The organism is Phreatobacter sp., assembly GCF_052440005.1.
In the GTDB taxonomy this organism is placed as follows: Bacteria; Pseudomonadota; Alphaproteobacteria; order Rhizobiales; family Phreatobacteraceae; genus Phreatobacter.
Window position 1 is genome coordinate 25,963 of record NZ_JBQVQL010000024.1, and the last position, 23,959, is coordinate 49,921.

A 23,959-nucleotide genomic window follows, 5' to 3' on the forward strand; every position below is an offset into this window, starting at 1 on the left:
GGTTTTCCGGCACTCTTCGGCGCTACGGCGCACAGCGAACGTTGACGAGGTTCCCTTGCCTTCATTCTCCCGCAGCCTTGAACAGTCGCTCCATCGGGCACTCGCGCTCGCCAACGAGCGTCGCCACGAATATGCGACTCTCGAGCATCTGCTGCTCGCCCTGGTCGATGACCAGGACGCCGCGGCGGTGATGAAGGCATGCAGCGTCGATCTCGAGAAGCTCAAGAAGAGCCTCGTCGGCTACGTCGACTCCGAGCTCGAGAACCTGATCACCGACGGGTCGGAGGATTCCAAGCCCACCGCCGGGTTCCAGCGCGTCATCCAGCGCGCCGTCATCCACGTCCAGTCCTCCGGCCGCGAGGAGGTGACGGGCGCCAACGTGCTGGTGGCGATCTTCGCCGAGCGCGAGAGCCACGCGGCCTATTTCCTGCAGGAGCAGGACATGACCCGCTACGACGCGGTCAACTACATCAGCCACGGCATCGCCAAGCGGGCCGGGCTGTCCGAGACCCGTGCACCGAAGGGCGCCGAGGAACCGGAGGAGGCCAAGGAGAAGGCTTCCGAGGGCGACAAGAAGAAGGGCGACGCGCTCGACACCTATTGCGTCAACCTCAACAAGAAGGCGCGCGAGGGCCGCATCGACCCGCTGATCGGCCGCGACAGTGAGATCAGCCGTACCATCCAGGTGCTCTGCCGCCGCCAGAAGAACAATCCCCTGCTGGTCGGCGACCCCGGCGTCGGCAAGACCGCCATCGCCGAGGGCCTCGCCAAGCGCATCGTCGAGAACGACGTCCCGGAAGTGCTGAAGGAGGCGACCGTCTTCTCCCTCGACATGGGCACGCTGCTCGCCGGTACCCGCTATCGCGGCGACTTCGAGGAGCGGCTGAAGCAGGTGATCAAGGAGGTGGAGGCCCACCCCAACGCCATCATGTTCATCGACGAGATCCACACGGTGATCGGCGCCGGCGCCACCTCCGGCGGAGCCATGGACGCCTCGAACCTTCTCAAGCCGGCGCTCGCCCAGGGCACGCTGCGCTGCATCGGCTCGACCACCTACAAGGAGTACCGCCAGTATTTCGAGAAGGACCGCGCCCTCGTCCGCCGCTTCCAGAAGATCGACGTCAGCGAGCCGACGGTGGAGGATTCCATCGAGATCCTGAAGGGCCTGAAGACCACCTTCGAGACCTATCACAAGCTGCGCTACACCAACGAGGCCATCAAGGCGGCGGTGGAACTCTCGGCCCGTTACATCCACGACCGCAAGCTCCCCGACAAGGCGATCGACGTGATCGACGAGAGCGGCGCGGCGCAGATGCTGGTGCCCGAGGCCAAGCGCAAAAAGACGATCGGCCTGAAGGAGATCGAGGCGACGATCGCCACCATGGCGCGCATTCCCCCGAAGACCGTCTCCAAGGACGATGCCGAGGTGCTGCGCAACATCGAGACGACGCTGAAGCGCGTGGTCTACGGCCAGGACAAGGCGATCGAGGCGCTCTCCGCCTCCATCAAGCTGGCCCGCGCCGGCCTGCGCGAGCCCGAGAAGCCGATCGGCAACTACCTCTTCTCCGGCCCCACCGGCGTCGGCAAGACCGAGGTCGCCAAGCAGCTGAGCCAGGTGCTCGGCGTCCAGCTGCTGCGCTTCGACATGTCGGAGTACATGGAGCGCCTCACGGTCTCGCGGCTGATCGGCGCGCCTCCCGGCTATGTCGGATTCGACCAGGGCGGCCTCCTGACCGACGGCGTCGACCAGAATCCCTACTGCGTCCTGCTGCTGGACGAGATCGAGAAGGCCCACCCGGACCTCTTCAACATCCTCCTGCAGATCATGGACCACGGGAAGCTGACCGATCACAACGGCAAGCAGGTCGATTTCCGCAACGTCATCCTGATCATGACGACCAATGCGGGCGCCGCCGACCTCGCCAAGCCCGCGATCGGCTTCACCCGCAACAAGCGGACCGGCGACGATTCGGAGGCGATCAACCGGCTCTTCGCGCCGGAATTCCGCAACCGTCTCGACGCCGTCATCGCCTTCGGCCACCTCTCGACCGAGGTGATCGGCAATGTCGTGGAGAAGTTCGTCCTCCAGCTCGAGGCCCAGCTCGCCGACCGCCAGGTGACGATCGAACTGTCGCCGGACGCGAAGGACTGGCTGATCGAGCGCGGCTACGACGAGCAGATGGGCGCCCGCCCCATGGCGCGGGTCATACAGGAATATGTGAAGAAGCCGCTGGCCGAGGACCTTCTCTTCGGCCGCCTGAAGAACGGCGGCCATGTCCGCGTGATCGTCTCCAAGGACGAGGAGGGCTTCCCCATCCTCTCCTTCGACTATCCCGCCGGACCGGTCACGCCGCGCGCCGAGCCGGTGGCACCGGACGTGCGCCGCATCGCCAAGAGCGCGGCGGCCAAGAAGTCCTCACCCGCCAAGCCCAAGCGCAAGCCGAAGGGCGGCGGCGGTGGCGGAGGGGGCGTGCCCGTGCCGTCCGAGCCGCGGCGCCCCTCTGGCTCTGTCCCGAAGGTTCCCCTGAAGGCGGAGTGACTCTGAACGAGACCCGTCAGGGCCCGGCCGATCCCGAGGGATTGCGCCGGGCCTTGTCATTTTGGGCCTGCGAATGCCCCGCATGCAGGATCGCTCCTTGCCACGGCGCGCCGCCTGGCCGAGTGATCCACGTCTGATGCACGCCGCAAACCCGCCACTGCCGCCCCTCAGCCAGGGCGCCTACTATCGCCAGGGCCTCCGCGCGGCCGCGGCGCTGCCGGCCGTGATCCTCGCCGCCACCTTCATCGGGATCGGGTCGGTCTGTGCCGACTACGGCATGCCGCTGGCTTGGGCGATGCTCGCGACGGTACTGATATGGGCGGGGCCGGCCCATCTCATCCTCGTGGGAGGCCTTGGCTCCGGCGCCTCGTGGCTGGCGGTCGGGCTCACCGTCGGGCTCTCCTCGGTGCGCCTCCTTCCCATGGTCGTCTCGCTGCTTCCCTACCTGCGGCTGCAGAACCGCCACCCGGTCACGGCCATCGTCTGCGCCCACCTCGTCGCCATCTCGATCTGGGTGGAAAGCCTGCGTCTCTTGCCGAAGATCGACGGGGAGGGGCGGGTGCCCTTCTTCCTCGGGCTCGGCACCGGCCTCCTTGCCTCCGCCACCACGGCGACCGCGGTGGGCTACGGCCTTGCCGGTGTCATTCCCCACGCCTTTGCCGCCGGACTGCTCTTTCTCACGCCGATTTTCTTCCTGCTGTCGCTATTCACCACCGCACGGATCCTCTCCGACCAGCTCGCCATCGCCCTCGGATTCTTCGGCCTGCTCGTCGGTGCCCTGGCGGGAGACGGGCTGGAACTGCTCTACGCCGGTCTCGGCGGCGGCACGCTCGCCTATGGGCTCGCGCGTCTGAAGCGGGCGAGGGACGCGGCATGACCCTCTTCGGCTCCGACCTCACCCCCTACATCGCCCTCATCCTCGTCGGCTTCCTGCCGAGCGAGATCTGGCGCTGGATGGCGCTGGTCGTCGGGCGCGGGCTCGACGAGAATTCGGAAATCCTGATCTGGGTGCGGGCGGTCGCGACGGCGACGCTGGCCGCCGTCGTCGCCAAGCTCGCCTTCTTTCCCGGCGGCGCGCTCGCCACCCTGCCGCTCGGCTGGCGGATCGGCGCTTTCGTGGCTGGCATTGCCGTCTATTGGATCGGCCGCCGCACGGTTCTCTTCGGCGTGCTCGCGGCCGAACTCGTCATCGTCGGCGGCGCCACCTGGCTCGGGCTGAAATAGTCAGCCGCCCGCCTGCATGGCCTCGAGCGCCACGCGAATCGTCGCCGCATGGGTCGCCAGCACGTCCGGGTTCTCCATCGCGCCGGTGTGGGGCCGCAGCGGAACGCCGTCCCAGCGCGGCAGCACGTGGACGTGGATGTGGAACACCACCTGGCCGCCGGCGGTCTCGTTGAACTGCTGGATGGTCAGGCCGTCAGCCGCCATGGCCCGCTTGACGCCCTTGGCGACGAACTGGACGGCGCGCGCCAGGTCGGCGAGGTCGTCGGCATGGATGTCGAGGATGTTGCGGGCAGCCGCCTTCGGGATGACCAGCACGTGGCCATCGGCGCGCGGCATGATGTCCATGAAGGCCAGCACCTTGTCGGTCTCGTAGACCTTCTGGGCCGGCATCTCTCCGCGCAGGATCTTGGCGAAGACGTTGTTGGGATCATAGGCGGTGGCTGACATGGAAACACCCTCGCGAACCGGTCCGCGAGGGTGTCGCAATCACGGGGCGCGGCGTCAAGCCGCGCGTCGGCTCACCAGTAGAAGCGGCGGCGATAGTAGCGGCGACGGACGAAGAAGACCCGGCGGCGCGGGCGATAGAAGTAGCGAACGCGGCGGCGGCGGATGATGTAGTACTGCATCTCCGTCGGCTGGGCGGCGGCAACGGGCGCCGCGGCGGTGGCGGTGGGAGCCGCCTGGGCGGCACTGCCGGCGGCGGCAACCGCGACGGCTCCTGCGGCCGCTGCGAAGAAGGTACGACGATGGATCATTCTCAATCCTCCTGAAGGCTGTCCTGGCGCATCCGGGAAGAGAGTGCTGCGCCGGTTGACGCGACGTCAAGCCGCTTCGTTTCCAAACGTGTCAGGGGACTGTTTCTGAAGATCGACGCCCGGCGACCGAGGTCGTGTCGCCGGGCGCGGGAAGCTCTCAGCTCCGGCGGCGGGCGCGGCGCACGATGCGGCGGGTCCGGCGGCGGCTGCGACGCACCACGCGGCGGACACGGCGGCGGGCATGGCGACGCATCTCGAGCGGCTCGGCAGGGACCGGGGTGGCGACGGTCTCGGTGGAGAGAGAGTCCCCAGCCACGGTGGCGAGGGGGGCGGCCTGCGCGGCGGCGGCGGCAAGCGCCGTGGCGGCGACGCCGGCACCGAGGGCGGTGAAGAACGAACGACGATGGATCATGGCGGTGTCTCCTTGTGGACCTTGGGCGAACCGTCTCGGGCGGTTCGTGTTTGCATCCTCGTCCTCCCATGCTGAACCGCCGATATCGCGCGGTTTAGCCCGCGTTCACATTGGCAGCCGGGCCGATTCCGCGTCACATTCGGACGGGTCCCGCGCCATCCCGGTGAAACGCGGCCCGGCGAGTTTCGTCCTGTCACCACCGTCCCTCGGGAGACCACCATGACCATGCCCGATCCCGCTGCGGCCGCGGCCGCCGCGGCGCAGCAGGAGGAAGAGCAGAAGAAGGCGGCGGAATCCGGCTCGTGGTTCGACGTTGCCGATCTCGCGACGAACGTGCTCGACGTGGTCGGTACCGCCGTCACTTCGGCCGGCCAGGCCACCGCCTCGGCCGCAGCCAGCGTCACCCAGACCGCCGGGACCCTCGCCGGCAGCGCCTTCGAGACCGGCGGAGCCATCGCATCCGGGGCCGTCGAAACCGTCGGCTCCATCGCTTCGGGGGTCGGCAGCGTCGTCGGCAGCATCGCCGAGGGCCTCGGCGGGGTCGATCTGTGAGACCTGCCGGTCAGTCCTGCTCGTCGGGGATGCCGCGCCGGAACGGCGTCATCGCGCCCAGCTCCTCGACCGCCTCGGCCACATAGCTGCGCTCGCGCGCGAGATAGTCGTCGACGGCGCGGCGCAGTCCGCGGTCGGCGATGAAGTGAGCGGAGCGGGTCGTCGCCGGCCGGTAGCCGCGCGCGAGCTTGTGTTCGCCCTGGGCGCCCGCCTCCACGCGTTTCAGCCCGTGGAGGATCGCATAGTCGATGGCCTGGTAGTAGCAGACCTCGAAATGCAGGAAGGGATGCTCTTCCACCGCGCCCCAGTGGCGACCATAGAGCACCTCCCGGCCGATGAAGTTGATGGCGCCGGCGACATAGCGGCCCTCCCGTTCCGCCATCACCAGCAGGATGCGATCGGCCATGCGCTCGCCGATCAGTGAATAGAAGGCACGGGTGAGGTAGGGCCTGCCCCATTTGCGCGAGCCGGTGTCCATGTAGAACTCGTAGAACCGCTCCCAGACCGCCTCCGTGAGCTCCGCGCCGGTGAGCCAGCGGATGGTGATGCCACGCCCCTCCAGGGCCTCACGCCGCTCGCGGCGGATCACCTTGCGCTTGCGCGAGGACAGGGCGGCGAGGAAGTCGTCGAAGGTCCCGTAGGCCTCGTTCTCGAAGTGGAACTGGGTGTCGGTGCGCTGGAGATAACCGGCCGCCGCCATCAGCTCCCATTCGTCCTCGCGGCAGAAGGTGACGTGCAGCGACGAGACCCCCGACTGCAGCGTCACCTGCGCCGCGCCCTGGACCAGGGCGGTGCGGGCGAGATCGGCTTCGGCCCCGGGGCGCACCAGCAGCCGCCGGCCGGTGGCGGGCGTGAAGGGCACGCTCACCTGAAGTTTCGGGTAGTAGCGCCCGCCGGCCCGCTCGTAGGCCTCGGCCCAGCCCCCGTCGAAGACATACTCGCCGCGCGAGTGGCTCTTCAGGTAGCAGGGCATGACGCCCGCGATCTCGCCGCCACGCTCGAGGATGAGGTGGTGGCCGAGCCAGCCGGTCTCGCGGACGGCGGAGCGCGACTCCTCGAGGCTGAGGAAGAAGGCGTGGTCGAGGAAGGGGTCGACGTGGCCCGCCTCGTCCGCCGCGCAAGCGTTCCAGACTTGAGCCGGAATGTCCGCGATGCTGGTGGCGACGCGGAGGGTGAAGGGCATGGAACTCATGTTCCGGAGCTTAGGCGAGATAGCCCTCGAAGGTCACCTGATCGGCGTGACGGGCGGCGATCACACGCTCGTCATCCGTCCTGACCGTCCAGCAGATGACCGGCCGCTGCAGCGAGCCGCGGTAGCGCTCGGTGGCGACGCTCGGCAGGTCCGCAACCCGCCAGGAGAGGAAGTCCGGGTCTGTCCGCTCCATGTGGCCGAGGGCGGCGAGGTCGGTCCGCATGGCGGCGGGCAGCCGGGCCCAATGCGCGCCGGCATAGTGGGACTCGGCGACGATGCCGCGCACGAGACCCGGCGCATTCTCCTTCAGCCAGGCGATCGGGCCCGGATCGAAGGACATCAGCGCCACCGGTCCGGCATAGGCGGCGGCGAGCGCCGCGACCGTTCTGGTGAGCCCGAGCTTGCCGTCGAACTCCGACTTGATCTCGACGACCAGAGGCACCCGGCCGGCGACCAGGGCGAAGAGCTCGGAGAGCGTGATCATCCGGTCGCCGGTCGTCTTGAAGGCGAGGGCCTTCAGCGCCGCCGCCGGCAGGGCGTCGACCCGGCCGCCGGCCTGCGTCAGGCGGTCGAGCGTGCCGTCGTGGAAGACGACGGCATCGCCGTCCGCGGTCGGCTGCACGTCGCATTCGATGGCGTAGCGGCCGGCGATGGCGGCCTCGAAGGCCCGCGGGCAATTCTCGACCACGCCCGGCGCAAGCCCGTGCAGCCCGCGATGGGCGATGGGACGCGCCGTCAGCCAGCCGAGATCGCCGCGGCCCGCCATCAGGCGATCTCGACCATGGCCTCGACCTCGACCGCGGCGTTGGCGGGCAGGGCCGCGACGCCGATGGTGGAGCGGGCATGGCGGCCCTTGTCGCCGAACACCTCGACCATCAGGTCGGACGCGCCGTTCATCACCTTCGGCGCGTCGAGGAAGTCCGGCGTGCAGTTGATGAAGCCGCCGAGGCGGACGATGCGGATGACGTTGTCGAGATTGCCGACGGCCGACTGGATCTGCGCGATGACGTTGAGGCCGCACTGGCGGGCCGCCTTCTGCCCCTCCTCGATGGAGACGCCGCCGCCGAGCTTGCCGGCCATCAGGCCGTCCGGTCCCAGGGAGATCTGGCCGGAGACCACCAGCAGGGTTCCGGAACGTACGAAGGGCACGTAGTTGGCGATCGGCGCCACCGGGTTCGGCAGGACGATGCCCAGTTCGGCAAGGCGGGCGGCAATGGTGGACATCGGAAAACCTCGGGCGGCGGGAGGGACGCCGCGGAACCTGCCCCAACCAGACTGCCGGGGCAAGGCGCCGCGGCGCGACACGACCATGCCGCGTTGTCGCCCTGTCCCGGCCTCTCTATGCTGCGATGCCGAGGGCCGCCGTGCGGCCGATTCCGCCGGTTCGCCGCCAGGAGTTCGCCCGATGCCCGCCGTCCGCCCCGCCCTTGCCGCCGTCTTCGCGGCACTCGTTCTCTCGGGATCCGGCGGAAGTTCGGCCTCGGCCCAGGCGGCCGCTCCTGCCGTTCTTGCGCCCCACCGGGCCGTCTACGACCTCAGCCTCGACACCCGCCGGGCCGCCCGCGGCCTCGACCAGGCCCGCGGGCGCATTCTCTTCGATACGGCGGGCAATCGCTGCGAGGGCTTCACCACCTCGTTCCGCCAGGTGGTCGAGCTCAGCATGAACGGCAACCGCCTGGTCATGGACGTGCGCACCGCCCATTTCGAGGAAGGCGACGGCTCGGGCTTCCGCTTCACCTCGCGCTCCAGCCACAACGGCGCCGCCCAGACCGAGACGGACGGCACGGCGACGCGCGGCCCGGACGCCGTGAACGTCGCGGTCCGGCGGCCGCGCGAACTGACCCGCCAGATCGACCGCGCCGCGATCTTCCCGACGGAGCACCTCATCCGCCTCGTCGAGGCCGCCCGCGAGGGCCGCACCATTCTCGAGGTGAAGGTCTATGACGGCGCCGAAACCGGCGAGAAGCTTTACAACGCCACCGCCATCATCGGCCGGCGCATCGCGCCGGGCGCCGGCGAGGTGGAGGTGGCCGCCCGCGACCCGAAGCTCGCGGCACTCGCCCGCTGGCCGGTGACGATCAGCTATTTCGAGGACGGCCGCGACAGCCCCAACCCGGCCTATTCCATCGCCTTCGAACTCTACGAGAACGGCGTCTCGCGCCAGCTCGTCATCCATTACGGCGAGTTCTCGCTGCGCGGCGACCTGGCAAGCCTCGAATGGCAGCCGGAGACGGCCTGCACGCGGCCCTGAGGGCTTCAGTCGTCGAAGGTGATCCCTTTCACCACTGCCGCCTTGCCGAAGCGGGTGCGCAGGGCGTCGACGGCGCCCTCGACCTTGACCGAGCGGGCGATGGAGGGATCGACGAGGTCCGCGGGGTCGGCCTTGGCCGGATCGGTCAGTTCGGACATGCCGATGCCGATGAGCCGGTAGGCCGTGCCGTCGGCCTCCTTCACCAGCATGTCGCGGCCCACCTCGAACAGCCGGGCGGCGAGGAGGGTCGGAGAGGGTAGGGCCCGCGAGCGGGTGCGGATCTTGAAGTCCGCCGTCTTCAGCTTCAGCGTCACGGTGGTGCCCGCGAAGCCCTGCGCCTTGGCCCGTGCCGAGACCTTCTCGCAGAGCAGGAACAGCTTCTTCTCCAGTGTCCTGGCATCGCGGATGTCGGTGTCGAAGGTGGTCTCGGCCGAGATCGACTTGGTTTCCTCGTCGGGTGAGACGCGCCGGTCGTCGACGCCGCGGCTGAGCCGGGCCAGCCGCAGCCCCATGGCGCCGAACCGGTGCATCAGGTCGCCCTCGTCCAGCCGCCTGAGGTCGGCGATCAGCCTGAAACCCTCCCGTTCCAGCGCCTCCTGCGTTGCACGCCCGACGCCCCAGATGAGCGAGACCGGCTTCGAGCCCAGGAAATCCAGCGCCTCGGCCCGGCCGATGGCGGCAAAGCCCCTCGGCTTGTCCATGTCGGAGGCGATCTTGGCGAGGAACTTGTTGTAGGAGAGCCCGACCGACACGGTGATGCCGATCTCCTTCTCGACGCTCCGGGCGAAGCGGGCCAGCACCACGGCGGGCGGCGCCCCGTGCAGCCGCTCGGTGCCGGTGAGGTCGAGGAAGGCCTCGTCGATCGACAGCGGCTCCACCAGCGGGGTCAGCGCCCGCATGGCCTGGCGAACCTGCCTGCCGACACCGACATATTTCTCCATGTTCGGCTTGATGACCACGGCCTCGGGGCACAGCTGCAGGGCCTTGAACATGGGCATGGCCGAGCGGACGCCGTGGATTCGCGCCACGTAGCAGCAGGTGGAGACGACGCCGCGCCGGCCCCCGCCGATGATGAGTGGCTTGTCGACGAGGCTCGGATCGTCGCGCTTCTCCACCGCCGCATAGAAGGCGTCACAGTCGACATGGGCGATCGACAGGGTGCCGAGCTCATCGTGGCGGGCGATGCGCGGCGACCCGCAGGCGCGGCAGCGAAGCGCGCCAGACGCAGCTTCGGTCAGGCAGTCGCGGCAGAAGGCGAGGGCGGCCATGGCAGGACCGTGGACGCGAAGGCGTGCCGCTTCAAGGGGACTTTTGGCATCAGGCGTGGTCCCGCTCCCAGGGACCTGCACCCAGCGCGTGGGCGGCCCTGACGACGACCTCCGGCTTCACTCCTTCCTCCGCGGCGAAGGCGAGCAGCATGGGCTCGTCCCCCATCAGGTGCTCCATCACCGCCGCCAGGAACCCGGGCTGCCCGGCGATCTCGCGGATCTGCCCGAGATCGATGCCGGCCAGCGCCGCGAAACGGGTGAGGCGCTCCTCGTCGGCGGCGAGGAAGGCGAGGGCGCGGGCGGCGATGTCCTCGGCGGCGGCCCTGTTTCGTTCATGCGGACGCAACGTCATGGTTTGTCCTTTTGAAAGGATTTGGCGCTAGCTTGTGGGCTATCCGTCAAGGTCCGGCAACCATCCGCGGCCGTTCGGGAAATGCGAGTGGTCGATGTCGAAAACCGTCATGATCGTGGAAGACAACGAGCTCAACATGAAGCTCTTCCACGATCTCCTGGAAGCCAACGGCTACCGGACGATCCAGACCCGCAACGGGACGGAAGCCCTCTCGCTCGCCCGCGAGCACCATCCTGACCTCATCCTCATGGACATCCAGCTGCCCGAGGTCTCCGGCCTCGACGTCACGCGCTGGATCAAGGAGGACGAGACGATTCGGCACATTCCGGTCATCGCCGTCACCGCCTTCGCCATGAAGGGCGACGAGGAGCGCATCCGCGCCGGCGGCTGCGAGGCCTATCTCTCGAAGCCCATTTCCGTGAACAAGTTCATCGAGACCGTCCGCCACTTTCTCGGCGCGGCGTGAGGGGGACACACTGCCATGACCGCACGCGTTCTGGTCGTCGATGACATCCTCGCCAATGTGAAGCTGCTGGAAGCGCGGCTCTCGGCCGAATATTTCGACGTGGTCACGGCGAGTTCCGGGCCCGAGGCGCTCTCCATCTGCGAACGCGCCCAGTGCGACATCGTCCTCCTCGACGTGATGATGCCGGGCATGGACGGCTTCGAGACCTGCCGCCGCCTGAAGGCCAATCCGGCGACCCACCACATCCCCGTCATCATGGTCACCGCGCTGGACCAGCCGGCCGACCGGGTGAAGGGCCTCGAGGCCGGGGCCGACGACTTCCTCACCAAGCCCGTCAACGACTTCGCCCTCGTCACCCGCGTGCGCTCCCTCGTCCGCCTGAAGATGATGCAGGACGAGCTGCGCATGCGCGCCGTGACGTCGCGCGAGATCGGCATGCGCGACCCGCTGCTCGAGGCGGTGTCCGAGAGCGGGCTCGACGGCCGCATTCTCGTCGTCGACGACCGCGCGTCCTCCCACGAGCGAATCGCCCAGGCGCTGCGCAACCACCACCAGGTGGAGGTCGAGACCCGGCCGCAGGAGGCGCTGTTCCGCGCTGCCGAAGGCGACTACGACCTCGTCATGGTGTCGCTCGGCCTCTCCGACTTCGACCCGCTGCGCCTCTGCTCGCAATTGCGAACCCTCGACCGCACCCGCGGCCTGCCGGTGCTCGTTGTGGCCGAGCCCGAGGACGAGGCGCGGCTCCTGCGCAGCCTCGACATCGGCGCCAACGACTATCTGATGCGCCCGATCGACCGCAACGAGATGGCGGCGCGCGTGCGCACCCAGGTGCGCAAGAAGCGCTACACGGCGCGCCTGCGCGACAATGTCCAGCAGTCGATGGAAATGGCCATCACCGACGGCCTGACGGGCCTCCACAACCGCCGCTACATGGAGAGCCACCTCGGGACGCTGGTCGAACAGGCCTCCATGCGCGGCAAGCCGCTCTCGGTGCTCGTTCTCGACATCGACTACTTCAAGGCGGTCAACGACACCTACGGCCACGACGCGGGCGACGAGGTGCTGCGTGAGTTCGCCCAGCGCCTGCGCAAGAGCGTGCGCGGCATCGACCTCGTCTGCCGTCTCGGCGGCGAGGAGTTCGTGGTGATCATGCCGGACACGGATGCGGGCGTCGCCTCCATCGTCGCCGAGCGCATCCGCAACCGTGTCGCCGGTGATCCGTTTCCCATCAACAAGGGCGCGCGCGCCATCGATGTGACCGTCTCCATCGGCATGGCCCAGCGCCAGGGCAGCGACGTGGACGCCGATGTGATCCTGAAGCGCGCCGACCAGGCGCTCTATCGCGCCAAGCGCGACGGCCGCAACCGGGTCGTGCTCGACGCGGCCTGACGCGGCCAGCGTTTACCCTGACGGTAAACCTTGTTTCTTCAGGTTAAGGAACGGTTTACCGGCAGTTCTTCTGTGAAACCGTTGAAGACCTGCCGGCCCGGGACTAGGGTTAGGGGCAGATCAGGCTGTGACCTCCTCTCGGGGAGTTCAGCGTCGGCCTGATCGAAACCCTGCGTGCACTCAGGTCCGCCGCATCTCCTGGGAACCGTAGGGTCGGCCGGTCGGGTTCGGCGCGGATGGCCTCTCCGCTTTGCCGTTGGCCCGGCCGGCCACCTTGCCCGAACAGGGAACTTCCGAACCCGCATCGATCCCCGCAGTCGCCGCCGCGCCGTGCTTGCCGGCGGTGGCAGCGATCGGCCATGGTGCTGGCTCTGAGACGGGACGGACCATGAGTGATCCACAGCAGGACGATATCGGACCGAAGAAGCTGCCGGCAACGCCCCTCCAGCAGACAGTCGCCGTCCTGTTCTTCCTCGGCCTCCTGGTCCTCGTCGGCCTCGTCACCTGGTACGCCAAGTTCGGCCAGCACGGCTGAACGCATGGGGCAGGCCGGCCGCCGGCGGACGTGGGCCTGTTCTCCGACAGATCACCTCGCAAACGAAAAACGGCCCCGAAGGGGCCGTCTGAAACCTCGATCGGCGATGCCGACCGCCCGATCACTTGATCTTGGCTTCCTTGAACTCGACGTGCTTGCGCGCGACCGGGTCGTACTTCTTCTTGGTCAGCTTGTCGGTCATGGTCCGCGAGTTCTTCTTCGCGGTGTAGAAGTAGCCGGTGTCGGCGGTCGAGATCAGCTTGATCTTGATGGTGGCGGCCTTGGCCATGGCAAGTCCTCGAAAGGTCGGTGAACGGGTCGGGCCTTGGGAACAGCAGGCATATGCCCGCCGCGTCGCCGCCGGCTGGTTGCGGCCGATGTGACAGGTCGATGCCGCCTTGTCAAGGCGATGGGGGCGTTTCGGGGGCCTTCCCGCTCAGTAGACGTCGGCCTGGTAGCGCCCCGCCTTCTTCATCGCCTGCACATAGGCCACCGCTGCGTCTGCGCTGAGGGCGCCATGGGTGGCGACGACGTCGACGAGGGCCGCCTCCACGTCCTTTGCCATGCGCTTGGCGTCGCCGCAGATGTAGAAATGGGCGCCGGCCTCCAGCCAGCGCCAGAGTTCGGCGCCGGTCTCGCGCATGCGGTCCTGGACGTAGATCTTTTCGGTGCCGTCGCGCGACCAGGCGAGGGACAGGCGCGTCAGCACGCCGGAGGCCTTCAGTGCGGCGAGTTCGTCGGCGTAGAAGAAGTCGGTCGCCTGCCGCTGGTGGCCGTAGAAGAGCCAGTTCGGCCCGGGCGCACCATCCGCCGCCCTGTCCTGCAGGAAGGCGCGGAACGGCGCCACGCCGGTGCCGGGCCCGACCATGATGACGGGAAGGGACGGGTCCGCCGGCAGCCCGAAGCCGTGGGCGCGCTGCAAGTAGACCCGGACAGGGCCGCCCTCGGCCGCGCGCTCCCCGAGGAAGGTGGAGGCGACGCCGAGCCGGCGCCGCTTGCCGATCACGTAGCGCACCGCATCGACGGTGAGGCTGACCCGGCCGGGAACGGCTTTCGGCGAGGACGAGATGGAGTACAGCCGTGGCTGCAGCGGCTCCAGAGCCTCGACAAAGGCCTCCGGATGGGGCCGCGCCGCCGGAAACTTGCCGAGTACGGCGAGGACGTCGAGGTGGGCTGCATCACCGTCCGGATCCTCCCCGCGGGCCAGCGCCCGCGCCTTCTCGCGCTGCGCGCCGCCGGTGAGGAAGGACACGAGTTCGAACAGGCTGTCGGGGGCCGGCGACAGCGAGACATCCTCGGCGAGCACGGCGCGCAGCGTGCGGCCGCGGACCGGGGCGAGGGGCGAGGCGCCGAGCATGGCGATGATCTGGTCGACGAGGCCGAGTTCGTTGGTGGGGAAGACACCGAGCGCGTCGCCCGCGACGTAGTCGAGGCCCGCTTCCGCAAGGTTGAACTCGACGTGGTAGGTCTCCTTCTCCGACCTGACGCCAGTGAGCCGGCGGCGTGACAGGAAGGGCACGGCCACCGGCGCCTCCCGCGACCTGCCGGGGAGGGCCGCCGGAGCGGGCGCAGATGCGGAGGGTTCCGGCGCACCCGCCGGAGCGGCCGAGCCGATCTCCGCCGCCAGCGCCTTCAGCATGCGGAGCGTTTCCTTGCCGCCGGGGACGCAGAGATTGAGCCTTTCCTCCGTCTTGACCGCCAGGGCGTTGGCGTAGTCCGCGCAGTTGTAGCCGCACTGGCCGCAGTCCTGCTGCGCCATGGCCGCCATGAGCCGCGGCGCGATGGGCTTGCCGTCGGCGAGCGCCATCCGGTCGGCGAGAGCCATGGCAGGGTCATGCCATGGTGCGTCGTCGTTGCAGGCGAGGTCTCCCGCCGGCGCGGCTGCCGTCGGGGCGGGCAGGGCGCCTCCCGCCGGCACGAGCGGTGCGAGGGCGGCGGCGAAAAAGCCTGAGAGCCATTGCCGCTGCTCCGGGCTGAAGGGCGCGGTTTCCGGGATCAGGGAGAAGGCGGCAGGTGGGGGCACGACGCTCATTCCGCCGCCTCCTTGAGGGGGGAGAGGTAGGGCGCCACCAGGCCTTCGAGCGCTTCGGTCTCCTGCCGGATGGTGAAGGCCTGGAACCCTTCCGCGGGCCCCGCGCGATGGGCGAGATAGGCCCTCAGCAGCGCTTCCACATGACGGGGCGCGTCCTCTGCCTTGACGCCCTTCCACAGCATGCGGCCGATGCGGGCATTCTCCGCGAAGCCCCCGCCGACCGCGACGTCGTATCCCTCCACCGTGTCGCCATCGGCATTGACCGGTACGCGCGCCCCGATGAGGCCGATGTCGCCGATATAGTGCTGGGCGCAGGAATGGTGGCAGCCGGTCAGGTGGATGTTCACCGGCACGTCGATGGCGACCCGCGCCTCCACGTGGGCCGCGATCTCCATGGCGTGCCGCTTGGTGTCGGCCGCGGCGAACTTGCAGCCGGCATTGCCGGTGCAGGCGACGAGCCCGGCCCGTATCGGCGTGACCGTGGTCGAGAGCCCGAGCGCGGCGATGCGCGCCTCGACCTCGGCGACACGCGCGTCCGCAACGCCGGAGAGGATCAGGTTCTGCCAGACGGTCAGCCTGACGTCGCTGTCACCGCATTCGGCGGCGATGGCCGCGAGCCCCTCCGCCTGGAGGCGCGTCAGCTTGCCGACCGGCATGACGACGCCGACCCAGTTGAGGCCCGGTTGCTTCTGGGGATGCACCCCGACATGGGCGTAGCGGTCCGTCGGGAGCCGCGGTGCCACGTACTGTTCGGCGATGCGCACGAGGGAGCGGCCGAGCTTCTCCTCGACGGCGGCGACGAAGCGGTCGAAGCCCCAGGCGTCCAGCACGTATTTCAGCCGCGCGCGGTTGCGGTTGGTGCGGTCGCCATGGTCGATGAAGACGCGGATGATGGCGTCGGCGATGGCGGTCGCTTCCTCCGGGCGGCAGAAGGCGCCGGTAGGCCGGGCGAGGTCGCGGTGGCCGGAAATACCGCCGAGGACGATGCGCAGCCAGATGCCGGCCGGCGCGGCCCCGCCGTCCGGCACCCGCACCGCCTGGAACCCGATGTCGTTGGTCTCCTCGAGCGCCGGTGACAGGCCCGCCCCGTCGAAGGAGACGTTGAACTTGCGCGGCAGGCCGTAGAGTACGCGGCTGTTGAGGATGTGGAAGTGCCAGTCGCGGGCGAGCGGCCGGGTGTCGAGGAGTTCCTGCGGGTCGATGCCGGCGAGCGGCGATCCCGTCACGTTGCGGATGTTGTCGGCGCCCGAGCCGCGGGCGACGATGCCGAGGTCCATGAGTTCTTCCAGCAGCGGCTTGGCGTTCTCCGGCCGGATCTCGCGCATCTGCAGGTTGGCGCGGGTGGTCACTGCCAGCGACCCGCCACCATAGGTCTCGGCAAGGCGGGCACAGCCGGCGAGCTGATGCGCCTTCAGGATGCCGTTGGGCAGGCGCATGCGCAGCATGAAACTGTCCTGCGCCGGGGCGACGTTGAACAGGCCGAAGTAGCGCCAGCGGAAGTTGTCGGCGGGGCCCGGCAGCTTGCCGGTCGCCGTCTCCGTCGTCAGCCGCTGCCAGGCGTCGAAGGGGTGTTCGTCGCGCTTCCACTTCTCCGGATCAGTGAGCTTGCCCCCGGCCTTCACCTGGGCGTCCTGGGCGAGGAGGTGCGGCGCGTCAGGGCCGCTCGGCACCGCCGCGGCGGGCGCAGCTGCGCCAACCACCTGGGAGGCGGCCGCTCCTGCGACAAATCCTTCGAGAAAGCGCTTCTGTTCCGCGCTGAAGTCCTGTGACATCCGTTTCCCGTGCGAAAGGCGAGGGAGCCGGCGTCATTGGCGGCTGTTCGAGCTGCCAATCATCATGCAAGGGCAGTGCCATTCCCCCTGCAGCGGTGAGCGGTATCGGGCCACGGATCATGGGCCATGAGGCCCTCGCGCATGCCCCCGGATTAGGCGCGCGCGGGGCAAGCGCCTAATTTTGCGCCGCCCGCTCCGGCTCCGCCTGCTGGGCATGGGGCAGGGCGGCGAGCAGCGCGATCAGCGCGCGGTCGTGCAGGACGAGCATGGCCTCGCGGCCCGAGAGCCACTGCCGCGCGTCCTCGATGGACTGGGCATCGGTGAGCTTGGCCTCCGCGATGACGCGGTCGGTGTCCACCTTGCCGCGCACCCGCGGCGGCGGCACCTGGATGATGTGCTGGTGCAGGTCGCGGAACCCGGCATCGCCATGGACGAGGTCGAGCGCCTTGCCGTCCTCCAGCGCCAGGGCCTCAAACTCCTTGCCGAGGTGGAAGGCCCGTTCCGCGATGGGGGGCGGTGCATATTCCTCCGGGATGAGGAGGAGGCTCAGGCGCCGCAGGCTCCAGCCGATCGTCGCCGAGGCCGAAGCCCAGGAGGTCGGGATGGCGAGCCACAGGCCGATGATGGTGGGCGACATCCAGGCAAAGATGTAGGGCGAGATCGAGAAGGCGGCGATGGCGGCGATGACGCCGAGGGCAGTGTGGCGCCAGTGGCGCTCGACGATCGCCCGGAAGGGAATCGAGCCGTCGTCGCGGCGCTGCGTCTTCCAGCCGGTATCGCGGCCGGACATGATCGACGAGACCGAGCTCGCCTGGATCAGCATCATCACGGGCGCGATGAGCGCCGAGAGGATGATCTCGAGCAGCGTCGAGAGCGTCAGCATGATGGCGCCGCCGCAGCCGCGCCGGGCAGGGCCGTTCACCAGCGTCACGAACCAGCCGAACACCTTCGGCGCCAGCAAGATCCCCATGGTGATGAGGAAGAGCTTGAAGGCGCGCTCGGAGTCGAACACCGGCCAGGCAGGGAAGAGGGTGAACTGGTTGGTGAAATACTCGGGTCGGATGAACGCCGCCTGCAGGGCGAGGAACAGGCCGATGAGGAGCTGGATGAGCCAGAGCGGGCTCGACACATAGCTCATGATGCCGGTGGCGAGGTGCTGGCGCGTCGCCCAGTGGAGGCCCTTGGCGCCGATGACGCGGCTGTGCTGCAGGTTGCCCTGGCACCAGCGCCGGTCGCGGATGGCGAGGTCCATCAGCGAGGGCGGGCTCTCCTCGTAGGAGCCGTCGAGCCGCGTCAGCATGTAGACGGCATAGCCGCGCCGGCGGATGAGGCCGGCCTCGACGAAGTCGTGGCTGAGGATGTGGCCGCCGAAGGGGGGCTTGCCCGGCAGGTCCGGCAGGCCGGCCGAGGAGGCGAAGGCCTCCATGCGGATGATGGCGTTGTGGCCCCAGTAGTTGCTGTCCCGGCCCGACCAGACCGCGAGGCCGGCGGCACAGACCGGGCCGTAGACGCGCGCCGCGAACTGCTGCAGGCGGGCGATGAGCGTGTTGCGGTTGATGAGGCGCGGCAGGGTCTGGATGATGCCGGCGTCCGGGTCCTTCTCCATCGCGTCGGCCAGGGCGACGATCGTCTCGCCGGTCATCAGGCTGTCGGCGTCCAGCACGATCATGTGGGCGTAGTTGCCGCCCCACTGCGTGACGAAGTCGGCGATGTTGCCGGCCTTGCGGGCCGTGTTCTTCGGCCGATGGCGGTAATAGATGGCGATGTCGGGCAGCCGCTCGCGCAGCGCCACATATGACCGCTCCTCGGCGATCCAGATGTCCGGGTCGGTGGTGTCGGAGAGGAAGAAGAAGTCGAAGGAGGCGCCGTGGCCGGTGGCGAGCACGTCCTCGGCGATCGCCTGGACCGTGCCGAAGACCCGCGCCGGGCTCTCGTTGTAGATCGGCATGACCACCGCCGTCCGCTCCTTGAGCGCCGGAGGCAGGTCGGGCTTGCGGTTGAGGCCGTGGACCAGCAGGTCGGCGAGACCCAGCAGGCCGGTGGTGAAGGCCAGCGCGATCCAGGAGAAGTTGACGACGAAGAAGGCGAGGAAGGCCCACTCCAGCAGCGTCACGCCGCCGGCCTCGACCACCTTGTACATCTGCCAGCCGCCGGCGGCCGTGATCACCGCCATGCCGCCGAAGGCGACGAGGCGGGAGAACCACGGGGTGCGCCACAATCCGGGGGCTTTCAGCGGGCGCCGCTCGGCATCGGTCCACCGCCGCAGCGACTGGGCCGGCATGGCGAGAGGGGCCTGCGCCGGCATGGCCGTGCGCTCCCGCTGGGCGGGCGGGGCCACGGGCCGGTCTGTCAGGGCGTCCATCGATAGAGCCATGTCTCGCTTTGGGCCTGTCCCTCGCGCTCGAGCACGAGCCTGAGTTCCACCTGATTGCCCGTCTCCGGGTCAAGATCGAAAGCGACTCGGTAGAGCCTCAGTTCCGGCACGAGCCGGCCGTCGACATTGGCGATGCGCCCGCGCTGGTTCGTGAGATTGGCCCTCAGGCCTGCGGCCTTGGCCGGATCGGCGAAGTCCTCGGAGGAGAAGTCGACCAGGAATCGCCGCCGCCGCCCGCCGCCCTGGCCGCGCCCCGTCCGGGTGGAGGAGACGAAGGCGAAGGCCGGGCGCTCCGGCGGTGACCAGCACCAGTGCATGCGGTAGGTGAAGAAGTGCTCGGCCCCGCGCGCCAGCGGCGTCCGCGGCCGCCAGTAGGCGAGGATGTTGCGGTTCATCTCGTCGTTGACCGGGATCTCGACGAGTTGCACCTGGCCCTGGCCCCATTCGCCCAGCGGCTCGATCCAGACGCTCGGGCGGCGCTCGAAGCGGGCGTCCAGGTCGTTGAAGGCCTCGAAACGGCGGTCCCGCTGGAGGAGGCCGAAGCCGCGCGGGTTCTGGTCGACGAAGGCGGCGACCTGCAGCGTCTCCGGGTTGGTCACCGGCCGCCAGATCCATTCGCCGTTGCCGTTCCAGATCTGCAGGCCCTGCGCGTCGTGGACGCCGCCGCGCACGTCGTCGACGCCCGTCCGGTCGTTGGGGGCGAAGAGGTAGTTGGCGGTCATCGGGGCGATGCCGACATGCTGCAGGTCGACGCGCGGGAACAGCGTCACCTCGACGTCGCAGACCGTGGCGTCGCCGGGCCGGACGGCGAAGCGGTAGAGGCCGGTGACGCTGTCCGAATCGAGCAGCGCATGCACGACGATGCTGGAGGCGCCGGGTCCCGGCCGTTCGATCCAGAAGGCGCGGAACGCTGAATACTCTTCGCCCTGCGCCTCGGCGACGTTGAGCGTCAGACCGCGCGCCATCACCCCGAAGACCTGACCCTTGGCGAGCGACCGGAAGAGGCTCGCGCCCTGGAAGATCAGGGCCTCATCGGTCGGTGCCTCGCCGTTCAGTGCCGTATAGGCGCGGAAGCCGGAGTAGGGCACGGCGGCGTCCGCCGGCAGCGGCGGAACCTGGCCGAAATCATATTGGTCGCCGGCAAAGCGTTTGTCGCGGATGATGCCGCCATCCACCGTGCGGATGCTGACCGGATTGGTGAAGACGTTGCCGGTCGGCAGCAGGTCGAGGGTGAAGCCGCGGTTCTCGCCGGCCCAGACCCTCTGGTCGGGCTTCATGCGGATCTGGCGATACTGGTCGAGGGTGAGCTGCGTCAGCGCGCGCGGCACGTCGGCGCGCGGCGCCTGATAGGGCACCCGCGACACCTCGCGGGCGAAGGCGAGCAGCGCGTCGCGCGAGATCGGCTGGCCGTCGGCCACGGCGGCGGCCGCCGCCTGCAGTGGCGAGCCTTGGGCATTCGCGGATCGGGTCAGCGTCAAAGCTGCCGGCGCGGCCAGGAGGGATGCAAGAAGGTCGCGGCGGCTCGGCATGTCGTGGGTGATCGGCGGGTGTTCCGGGCGGAGTGAGCGTGAGTGAAGCAAGCCGAAACAATGCCCGGCCTTATAGCCCAAATTACGGCGTTGAGGAGGGGGGAGAACGGCTCTCCGGCACGGCAAATTTGCTCTTCAGGGATCGCCGGACCCCGGCGACGAGATCTTGCGGAAGCGTTGCGGCGACGAGCCCGCCGAGCACCAGCCCCATGCCGGCGAGATGGTGCAGGTGCAACGCCTCGCCGAGGAACAGCACCGACATGCCCACGCCGTAGACCGGCAGCAGATAGAGGAAGCACGACGTCACCGCCGGCCCGACGATCTTCACCCCGTACTGATAGAGCGAGAAGGCCCCCACCGCCGAGAACAGCGCCAGGCCGAAAACGCCGGCCCAGTCGTGCACGGTGCGCGGCGAGCCACCCTCGATCGCCAGTTCGGCCGCGGAGAACGGCGCCAGCGTCGCCACGCCGGCGATGGCGATGGCGGTGAACAGCGGCATGGTGGGAAGCCTTGCCAGGCCGTCGTTGCGCAGCACCAGCGAATAGACGGCCCAGGCCAGCGCCGCCGCCGCGATGCCGAGGTCGCCGAGGTTGAGGTCGAGGCGGGCGAGCGCCGTGGGATCGCCTTTCAGCACGATGACCGCGACGCCGGTCACCGCCACAAGCACGCCGGCGAGCCGCATCCAGGGCAGGGCCTTGCCGTAGGCGATGCGCTCGATGAGCAGCACCAGGATGGGAGAGGTCGTGTAGATCAGCGTGCCGTTGGTGGCCGTGGTCAGCCCCAGCGCCCAGTAGACGCCGGCGCCGCAGATCCACATGCCGAGGAAGCCGAGCAGGACGATTCGCCGCCAATGGGCGGCCAGCAGCGCCGCGCTCTGCCTGAGCCCGTCGATGGTGAAGGGCAACAGGATGAGCACCGCCACGCCCCAGCGCAGCAGGGCGAGCGTGAAGGGCGGCACGGAATCGCCCATGGCGCGGGCGATGACGAGGTTGGACGAGAAGAACAGCGGCATGACGAGCAGCAGCAGAGTGGCGCGTCTCGCCTCGCTCGGTGTCGCCATGGCTCGCTGCTCCGGCGGAGCCCGCCGCTCCGCCCGTCCACTGTCAGCACGGAAGGTCCCCCCGGGCAAGCCGGGCGGTAACATAGGGGAGGCGCATTGCCCGGGCGCCGTCAGACTGCCCGGATTTCGTTCCGCAATTCGGCACGCGACAGCTTGCCGACCGTGGTCTTCGGCAGCGAGTCCCGGAACTCCAGCGCCTGCGGCATCTCGTGGCGGCCGACCTTGTCCTTCAGGAAGGCCTGAAGGTCCTCCAGCGTGAAGGGTTGGGCGCCGGCCCTGAGGGTGACGAAGGCTTTCGCCGCCTCGCCGCGGTAGGCGTCAGGCACGCCGAGCACGATCACCTCCGCGACGGCCGGATGCTCGTAGACCGCCTGCTCGATCATCTGCGGATAGACGTTGAATCCGCCGGAGATGATCATGTCCTTCTTCCGGTCGACGATGAAGAAGAAGCCGTCCTCGTCCATGTAGCCGATGTCGCCCGTCAGGAACCAACCGTCGGCATAGGAGGCCTTCGTCTCCTCCGGCTTGTTCCAGTAGCCCCGCGTGACGTTGGGACCGCGGATGCGGATTTCGCCGATCTCGCCCGCCGGCAGCACGCGGTGGGGATCGTCGAGGGCGCAGATGTCCATCTCGAGGCCCGGCAGCGGCAGGCCTATCGTCCCCGGCTTCGGCACGCCGTAGTTCGGCACGTTGGTGCCGGACGGCGAGGTTTCGGTCATGCCCCAGCCGCCGGTCAGGCGGAAGCCGGCGCGCTGCTCGAAACGCCGCGCGATTTCCACCGGCAGCGGCGCGCCGCCCGAGGCGGCGTAGATCAGCGATGAGAGATCAGCCGTGGCGAAGCGCGGATGGTTGACCAGCGCGATCCACATGGTCGGCACGCCCGGGAAGATGGTCGCCCGCCGCTTCTCGAAGTCGTCGAAGGTCTGGTCCGGGTCAAAGCGCATGCGCAGCAGCATGCAGGAGCCACGGGTGATCTGCCGCAGCATGACGCTGGTCAGGGCGTAGATGTGGAACAGCGGCAGGACGAGGATGACCTTGTCCTTGGCCGGATCGCCTGAGGGCAGAGCCGGCTGCCAGGCGTCGTAGATCGACACCGCCGCCGTGATGTTCTTGTGGCTGAGCATGGCGCCCTTGGGCATGCCCGTGGTGCCGCCGGTATACTGCAGCAGCGCCACGTCTTCCGGGTCCACTTCAGGCCAAGTGGTGGGCGGAATAGCGCCGGCGACGAAGTCGGCGAAGGTGACGATGCCCGGCTTGTCGGGGATCGGCAGGGTCGGCAGGCCCGACTCGCCGAAGGCCGAATCCTCGGCGACGATCAGCCGGTCCACCAGCCCTTGCTCGTGCAGCTTCAGCGCCATCCCGAAGAGCGGCGCGATGTTGGAGGTGACCAGCGTGCGCGCGCCGGCGTCCTTCAGCTTGTAGGCCAGCACCCGTTCGGCATCGAGCGGCGACAGGTGCACCAGACGGACGCCCGCCTTGGCGGCACCGAAGAAGCAGATCGGATGGGTCGGCATGTTCGGCAGGTAGAGGCCGACCGTATCGGCTGCCCCGAGCCCGGCCCGCAGCAGCGCGGCGCCGAACTCCGCCACCCGCTCGCCGAGCTCACGATAGGTGATCGAGCGGTCGCGGAACTCGAAGGCGGGACGCTCGGCGAAGGCGACCGTCGCCTCGTCCACGAGCCTGCCGAGGGTCGTGATCTTGAGGGGCGCGTCCCAGCTCACGCCGGCCGGATAGGACTTTTCCCAAGCGAAAGGCCTGGATGCCATGCGGATTCCTCCCTGACGGCAGACTTCGACGGCCGGGCCGCTGTCCGCTCTTCGGTTGTCCATGCAACAGGTCGCCCAACGGGCGGCCGCGCGCGCCTATCAGCGCAGCGCCAGCCTTTGTCCGTCGAAAACGGTCGGTTTGCAATTGACCCCTGCGAGGGTGAGCGTCGCGCAGAGCCGGGCGGCGGCGTTGGCGTTCGACAGCGGGCCCGCCACGAGCCGCAGTTCGAGGCCGGAACCGCCGCCTTCCTGGATGGCGACGACGGGCCTCAGGCCCTCGAGCACCGGCCCGTGCTGGGCGCGCAGTTGCTGCCAGCGGCTGCGCAGGCCGTCGATGGAGGGGTCGCCCGCAAGGTCCACGCCGAACTCTGTCCGGATGGCAGTGGAATCGGCGGCCTCGGGTGACGCGGGCGCGGCGGTGGGTGAGGGGACCGGCACCGGCGCCGAGGCCGGCGGGGATGCGGTCGCCGCTGGCGGAACCAGGGCCGCGA

The 23,959-nt window shown here is 69.1% G+C and carries 23 protein-coding genes and 1 pseudogene; 8 read left to right on the top strand and 16 right to left on the bottom strand.

Annotation, left to right across the window (positions count from 1 at the left end; translation table 11 throughout):
• Positions 1-55: 55 nt before the first annotated feature.
• The 3 genes from clpA (at position 56) to ACT6XY_RS08330 (ending at position 3,763) form a co-directional block, all read left to right on the top strand.
• Entirely contained in the window at positions 56-2,539 is a 2,484-nt protein-coding gene (clpA, locus tag ACT6XY_RS08320) for an ATP-dependent Clp protease ATP-binding subunit ClpA (RefSeq protein ID WP_444747868.1), read from the top strand.
• Between the two features lie 136 nt (positions 2,540-2,675).
• Complete coding sequence (locus tag ACT6XY_RS08325; protein ID WP_444747869.1) at positions 2,676-3,416, top strand: AzlC family ABC transporter permease; 741 nt, start codon at positions 2,676-2,678, stop codon at positions 3,414-3,416.
• Positions 3,413-3,763 (top strand): AzlD domain-containing protein, encoded by a 351-nt coding sequence (locus ACT6XY_RS08330; RefSeq protein WP_444747870.1) that lies wholly within the window; start codon positions 3,413-3,415, stop codon positions 3,761-3,763. Before ACT6XY_RS08325 ends, ACT6XY_RS08330 begins: the two co-directional genes overlap by 4 nt.
• On the opposite strand, the gene ACT6XY_RS08335 is transcribed toward ACT6XY_RS08330, so the two are convergent.
• From ACT6XY_RS08335 to ACT6XY_RS08345, 3 genes are all read right to left on the bottom strand, one after another.
• Positions 3,764-4,210 (bottom strand): HIT family protein, encoded by a 447-nt coding sequence (locus ACT6XY_RS08335; RefSeq protein ID WP_444747871.1) that lies wholly within the window; start codon positions 4,208-4,210, stop codon positions 3,764-3,766.
• A gap of 71 nt (positions 4,211-4,281) precedes the next feature.
• Entirely contained in the window at positions 4,282-4,518 is a 237-nt protein-coding gene (locus ACT6XY_RS08340; protein ID WP_444747872.1) for a hypothetical protein, read from the bottom strand.
• A gap of 157 nt (positions 4,519-4,675) precedes the next feature.
• Complete coding sequence (locus tag ACT6XY_RS08345; RefSeq protein ID WP_444747873.1) at positions 4,676-4,930, bottom strand: hypothetical protein; 255 nt, start codon at positions 4,928-4,930, stop codon at positions 4,676-4,678.
• 219 nt (positions 4,931-5,149) lie between these two features.
• On the opposite strand from ACT6XY_RS08345, the gene ACT6XY_RS08350 reads away from it, so the two are divergent.
• A complete protein-coding gene (locus ACT6XY_RS08350; RefSeq protein WP_444747874.1) occupies positions 5,150-5,482 on the top strand; it encodes a hypothetical protein in 333 nt (110 codons plus the stop codon).
• 10 nt (positions 5,483-5,492) lie between these two features.
• On the opposite strand, the gene ACT6XY_RS08355 is transcribed toward ACT6XY_RS08350, so the two are convergent.
• From ACT6XY_RS08355 to ACT6XY_RS08365, 3 genes are read right to left on the bottom strand one after another with little or no spacing between them, the layout of a single operon-like run.
• A complete protein-coding gene (locus ACT6XY_RS08355; RefSeq protein WP_444747875.1) occupies positions 5,493-6,674 on the bottom strand; it encodes a GNAT family N-acetyltransferase in 1,182 nt (393 codons plus the stop codon).
• 10 nt (positions 6,675-6,684) lie between these two features.
• Positions 6,685-7,440 carry a glycerophosphodiester phosphodiesterase family protein gene (locus ACT6XY_RS08360; RefSeq protein ID WP_444747876.1) on the bottom strand — a complete coding sequence of 252 codons (756 nt, stop codon included), beginning with the start codon at positions 7,438-7,440 and terminating at the stop codon, positions 6,685-6,687.
• Entirely contained in the window at positions 7,440-7,898 is a 459-nt protein-coding gene (locus ACT6XY_RS08365; protein ID WP_444747877.1) for a RidA family protein, read from the bottom strand. Before ACT6XY_RS08365 ends, ACT6XY_RS08360 begins: the two co-directional genes overlap by 1 nt.
• Positions 7,899-8,079: 181 nt before the next feature.
• On the opposite strand from ACT6XY_RS08365, the gene ACT6XY_RS08370 reads away from it, so the two are divergent.
• The gene (locus ACT6XY_RS08370; RefSeq protein ID WP_444747878.1) at positions 8,080-8,925 is read left to right on the top strand and encodes a cell envelope integrity EipB family protein; all 846 of its coding nucleotides are present in this window, start codon (positions 8,080-8,082) and stop codon (positions 8,923-8,925) included.
• 5 nt (positions 8,926-8,930) lie between these two features.
• Here ACT6XY_RS08370 and ACT6XY_RS08375 read toward each other — a convergent pair whose 3' ends face one another.
• Both ACT6XY_RS08375 and ACT6XY_RS08380 read right to left on the bottom strand, forming a co-directional pair.
• A complete protein-coding gene (locus tag ACT6XY_RS08375) occupies positions 8,931-10,193 on the bottom strand; it encodes a DNA polymerase IV (protein WP_444747879.1) in 1,263 nt (420 codons plus the stop codon).
• A 49-nt stretch (positions 10,194-10,242) separates the two neighbouring features.
• Entirely contained in the window at positions 10,243-10,545 is a 303-nt protein-coding gene (locus tag ACT6XY_RS08380) for a DUF3572 family protein (RefSeq protein ID WP_444747880.1), read from the bottom strand.
• A 94-nt stretch (positions 10,546-10,639) separates the two neighbouring features.
• Here ACT6XY_RS08380 and ACT6XY_RS08385 point away from each other — a divergent pair, with 94 nt between their 5' ends.
• The 3 genes from ACT6XY_RS08385 to ACT6XY_RS08395 all read left to right on the top strand — a co-directional run bounded on the left by ACT6XY_RS08385 (position 10,640) and on the right by ACT6XY_RS08395 (position 12,935).
• Positions 10,640-11,011, top strand: coding sequence for a response regulator (locus ACT6XY_RS08385; RefSeq protein WP_106748245.1), 372 nt, complete (start codon positions 10,640-10,642; stop codon positions 11,009-11,011).
• Positions 11,012-11,026: 15 nt separating this feature from the next.
• Positions 11,027-12,400, top strand: a complete 1,374-nt coding sequence (locus tag ACT6XY_RS08390) for a PleD family two-component system response regulator (protein ID WP_444747881.1) — start codon at positions 11,027-11,029, stop codon at positions 12,398-12,400.
• 388 nt (positions 12,401-12,788) lie between these two features.
• The gene (locus ACT6XY_RS08395; protein WP_444747882.1) at positions 12,789-12,935 is read left to right on the top strand and encodes a hypothetical protein; all 147 of its coding nucleotides are present in this window, start codon (positions 12,789-12,791) and stop codon (positions 12,933-12,935) included.
• Positions 12,936-13,056: 121 nt separating this feature from the next.
• On the opposite strand, the gene rpmG is transcribed toward ACT6XY_RS08395, so the two are convergent.
• The 8 genes and pseudogenes from rpmG to ACT6XY_RS08435 all read right to left on the bottom strand — a co-directional run.
• Entirely contained in the window at positions 13,057-13,224 is a 168-nt protein-coding gene (rpmG, locus tag ACT6XY_RS08400) for a 50S ribosomal protein L33 (RefSeq protein ID WP_106748247.1), read from the bottom strand.
• A gap of 147 nt (positions 13,225-13,371) precedes the next feature.
• On the bottom strand, positions 13,372-14,967 hold the full coding sequence (locus ACT6XY_RS08405) for a sulfite reductase subunit alpha (RefSeq protein ID WP_444747883.1): 1,596 nt from the start codon (positions 14,965-14,967) through the stop codon (positions 13,372-13,374).
• Entirely contained in the window at positions 14,964-16,739 is a 1,776-nt protein-coding gene (locus tag ACT6XY_RS08410; RefSeq protein ID WP_444747884.1) for a NirA family protein, read from the bottom strand. Before ACT6XY_RS08410 ends, ACT6XY_RS08405 begins: the two co-directional genes overlap by 4 nt.
• Positions 16,740-16,914: 175 nt before the next feature.
• The gene (gene mdoH / locus ACT6XY_RS08415; RefSeq protein ID WP_444747885.1) at positions 16,915-19,113 is read right to left on the bottom strand and encodes a glucans biosynthesis glucosyltransferase MdoH; all 2,199 of its coding nucleotides are present in this window, start codon (positions 19,111-19,113) and stop codon (positions 16,915-16,917) included.
• A complete protein-coding gene (locus ACT6XY_RS08420; RefSeq protein ID WP_444747886.1) occupies positions 19,089-20,531 on the bottom strand; it encodes a glucan biosynthesis protein in 1,443 nt (480 codons plus the stop codon). The genes mdoH and ACT6XY_RS08420 overlap by 25 nt, the downstream gene beginning before the upstream one ends.
• Before the next feature lie 193 nt (positions 20,532-20,724).
• Positions 20,725-21,702, bottom strand: coding sequence for a DMT family transporter (locus tag ACT6XY_RS08425; protein WP_444747887.1), 978 nt, complete (start codon positions 21,700-21,702; stop codon positions 20,725-20,727).
• 110 nt (positions 21,703-21,812) lie between these two features.
• Entirely contained in the window at positions 21,813-23,468 is a 1,656-nt protein-coding gene (gene pimA, locus ACT6XY_RS08430) for a dicarboxylate--CoA ligase PimA (RefSeq protein WP_444747888.1), read from the bottom strand.
• Between the two features lie 99 nt (positions 23,469-23,567).
• A pseudogene (locus tag ACT6XY_RS08435) lies at positions 23,568-23,959 on the bottom strand (hypothetical protein); the annotation flags it as partial.

What these genes read in the sequence shown, in the direction of transcription:
- ACT6XY_RS08325 (WP_444747869.1), top strand. Translation starts at nt 2,676, where the DNA reads ATGCACGCCGCAAACCCGCCACTGCCGCCCCTCAGCCAGGGCGCCTAC.
- ACT6XY_RS08330 (WP_444747870.1), top strand. Translation starts at nt 3,413, where the DNA reads ATGACCCTCTTCGGCTCCGACCTCACCCCCTACATCGCCCTCATCCTC.
- ACT6XY_RS08335 (WP_444747871.1), bottom strand. Translation starts at nt 4,210, where the DNA reads ATGTCAGCCACCGCCTATGATCCCAACAACGTCTTCGCCAAGATCCTG.
- ACT6XY_RS08340 (WP_444747872.1), bottom strand. Translation starts at nt 4,518, where the DNA reads ATGATCCATCGTCGTACCTTCTTCGCAGCGGCCGCAGGAGCCGTCGCG.
- ACT6XY_RS08345 (WP_444747873.1), bottom strand. Translation starts at nt 4,930, where the DNA reads ATGATCCATCGTCGTTCGTTCTTCACCGCCCTCGGTGCCGGCGTCGCC.
- ACT6XY_RS08350 (WP_444747874.1), top strand. Translation starts at nt 5,150, where the DNA reads ATGACCATGCCCGATCCCGCTGCGGCCGCGGCCGCCGCGGCGCAGCAG.
- ACT6XY_RS08355 (WP_444747875.1), bottom strand. Translation starts at nt 6,674, where the DNA reads ATGAGTTCCATGCCCTTCACCCTCCGCGTCGCCACCAGCATCGCGGAC.
- ACT6XY_RS08360 (WP_444747876.1), bottom strand. Translation starts at nt 7,440, where the DNA reads ATGGCGGGCCGCGGCGATCTCGGCTGGCTGACGGCGCGTCCCATCGCC.
- ACT6XY_RS08365 (WP_444747877.1), bottom strand. Translation starts at nt 7,898, where the DNA reads ATGTCCACCATTGCCGCCCGCCTTGCCGAACTGGGCATCGTCCTGCCG.
- ACT6XY_RS08370 (WP_444747878.1), top strand. Translation starts at nt 8,080, where the DNA reads ATGCCCGCCGTCCGCCCCGCCCTTGCCGCCGTCTTCGCGGCACTCGTT.
- ACT6XY_RS08375 (WP_444747879.1), bottom strand. Translation starts at nt 10,193, where the DNA reads ATGGCCGCCCTCGCCTTCTGCCGCGACTGCCTGACCGAAGCTGCGTCT.
- ACT6XY_RS08380 (WP_444747880.1), bottom strand. Translation starts at nt 10,545, where the DNA reads ATGACGTTGCGTCCGCATGAACGAAACAGGGCCGCCGCCGAGGACATC.
- ACT6XY_RS08385 (WP_106748245.1), top strand. Translation starts at nt 10,640, where the DNA reads ATGTCGAAAACCGTCATGATCGTGGAAGACAACGAGCTCAACATGAAG.
- ACT6XY_RS08390 (WP_444747881.1), top strand. Translation starts at nt 11,027, where the DNA reads ATGACCGCACGCGTTCTGGTCGTCGATGACATCCTCGCCAATGTGAAG.
- ACT6XY_RS08395 (WP_444747882.1), top strand. Translation starts at nt 12,789, where the DNA reads ATGAGTGATCCACAGCAGGACGATATCGGACCGAAGAAGCTGCCGGCA.
- rpmG (WP_106748247.1), bottom strand. Translation starts at nt 13,224, where the DNA reads ATGGCCAAGGCCGCCACCATCAAGATCAAGCTGATCTCGACCGCCGAC.
- ACT6XY_RS08405 (WP_444747883.1), bottom strand. Translation starts at nt 14,967, where the DNA reads ATGAGCGTCGTGCCCCCACCTGCCGCCTTCTCCCTGATCCCGGAAACC.
- ACT6XY_RS08410 (WP_444747884.1), bottom strand. Translation starts at nt 16,739, where the DNA reads ATGTCACAGGACTTCAGCGCGGAACAGAAGCGCTTTCTCGAAGGATTT.
- mdoH (WP_444747885.1), bottom strand. Translation starts at nt 19,113, where the DNA reads ATGGCTCTATCGATGGACGCCCTGACAGACCGGCCCGTGGCCCCGCCC.
- ACT6XY_RS08425 (WP_444747887.1), bottom strand. Translation starts at nt 21,702, where the DNA reads ATGGCGACACCGAGCGAGGCGAGACGCGCCACTCTGCTGCTGCTCGTC.
- pimA (WP_444747888.1), bottom strand. Translation starts at nt 23,468, where the DNA reads ATGGCATCCAGGCCTTTCGCTTGGGAAAAGTCCTATCCGGCCGGCGTG.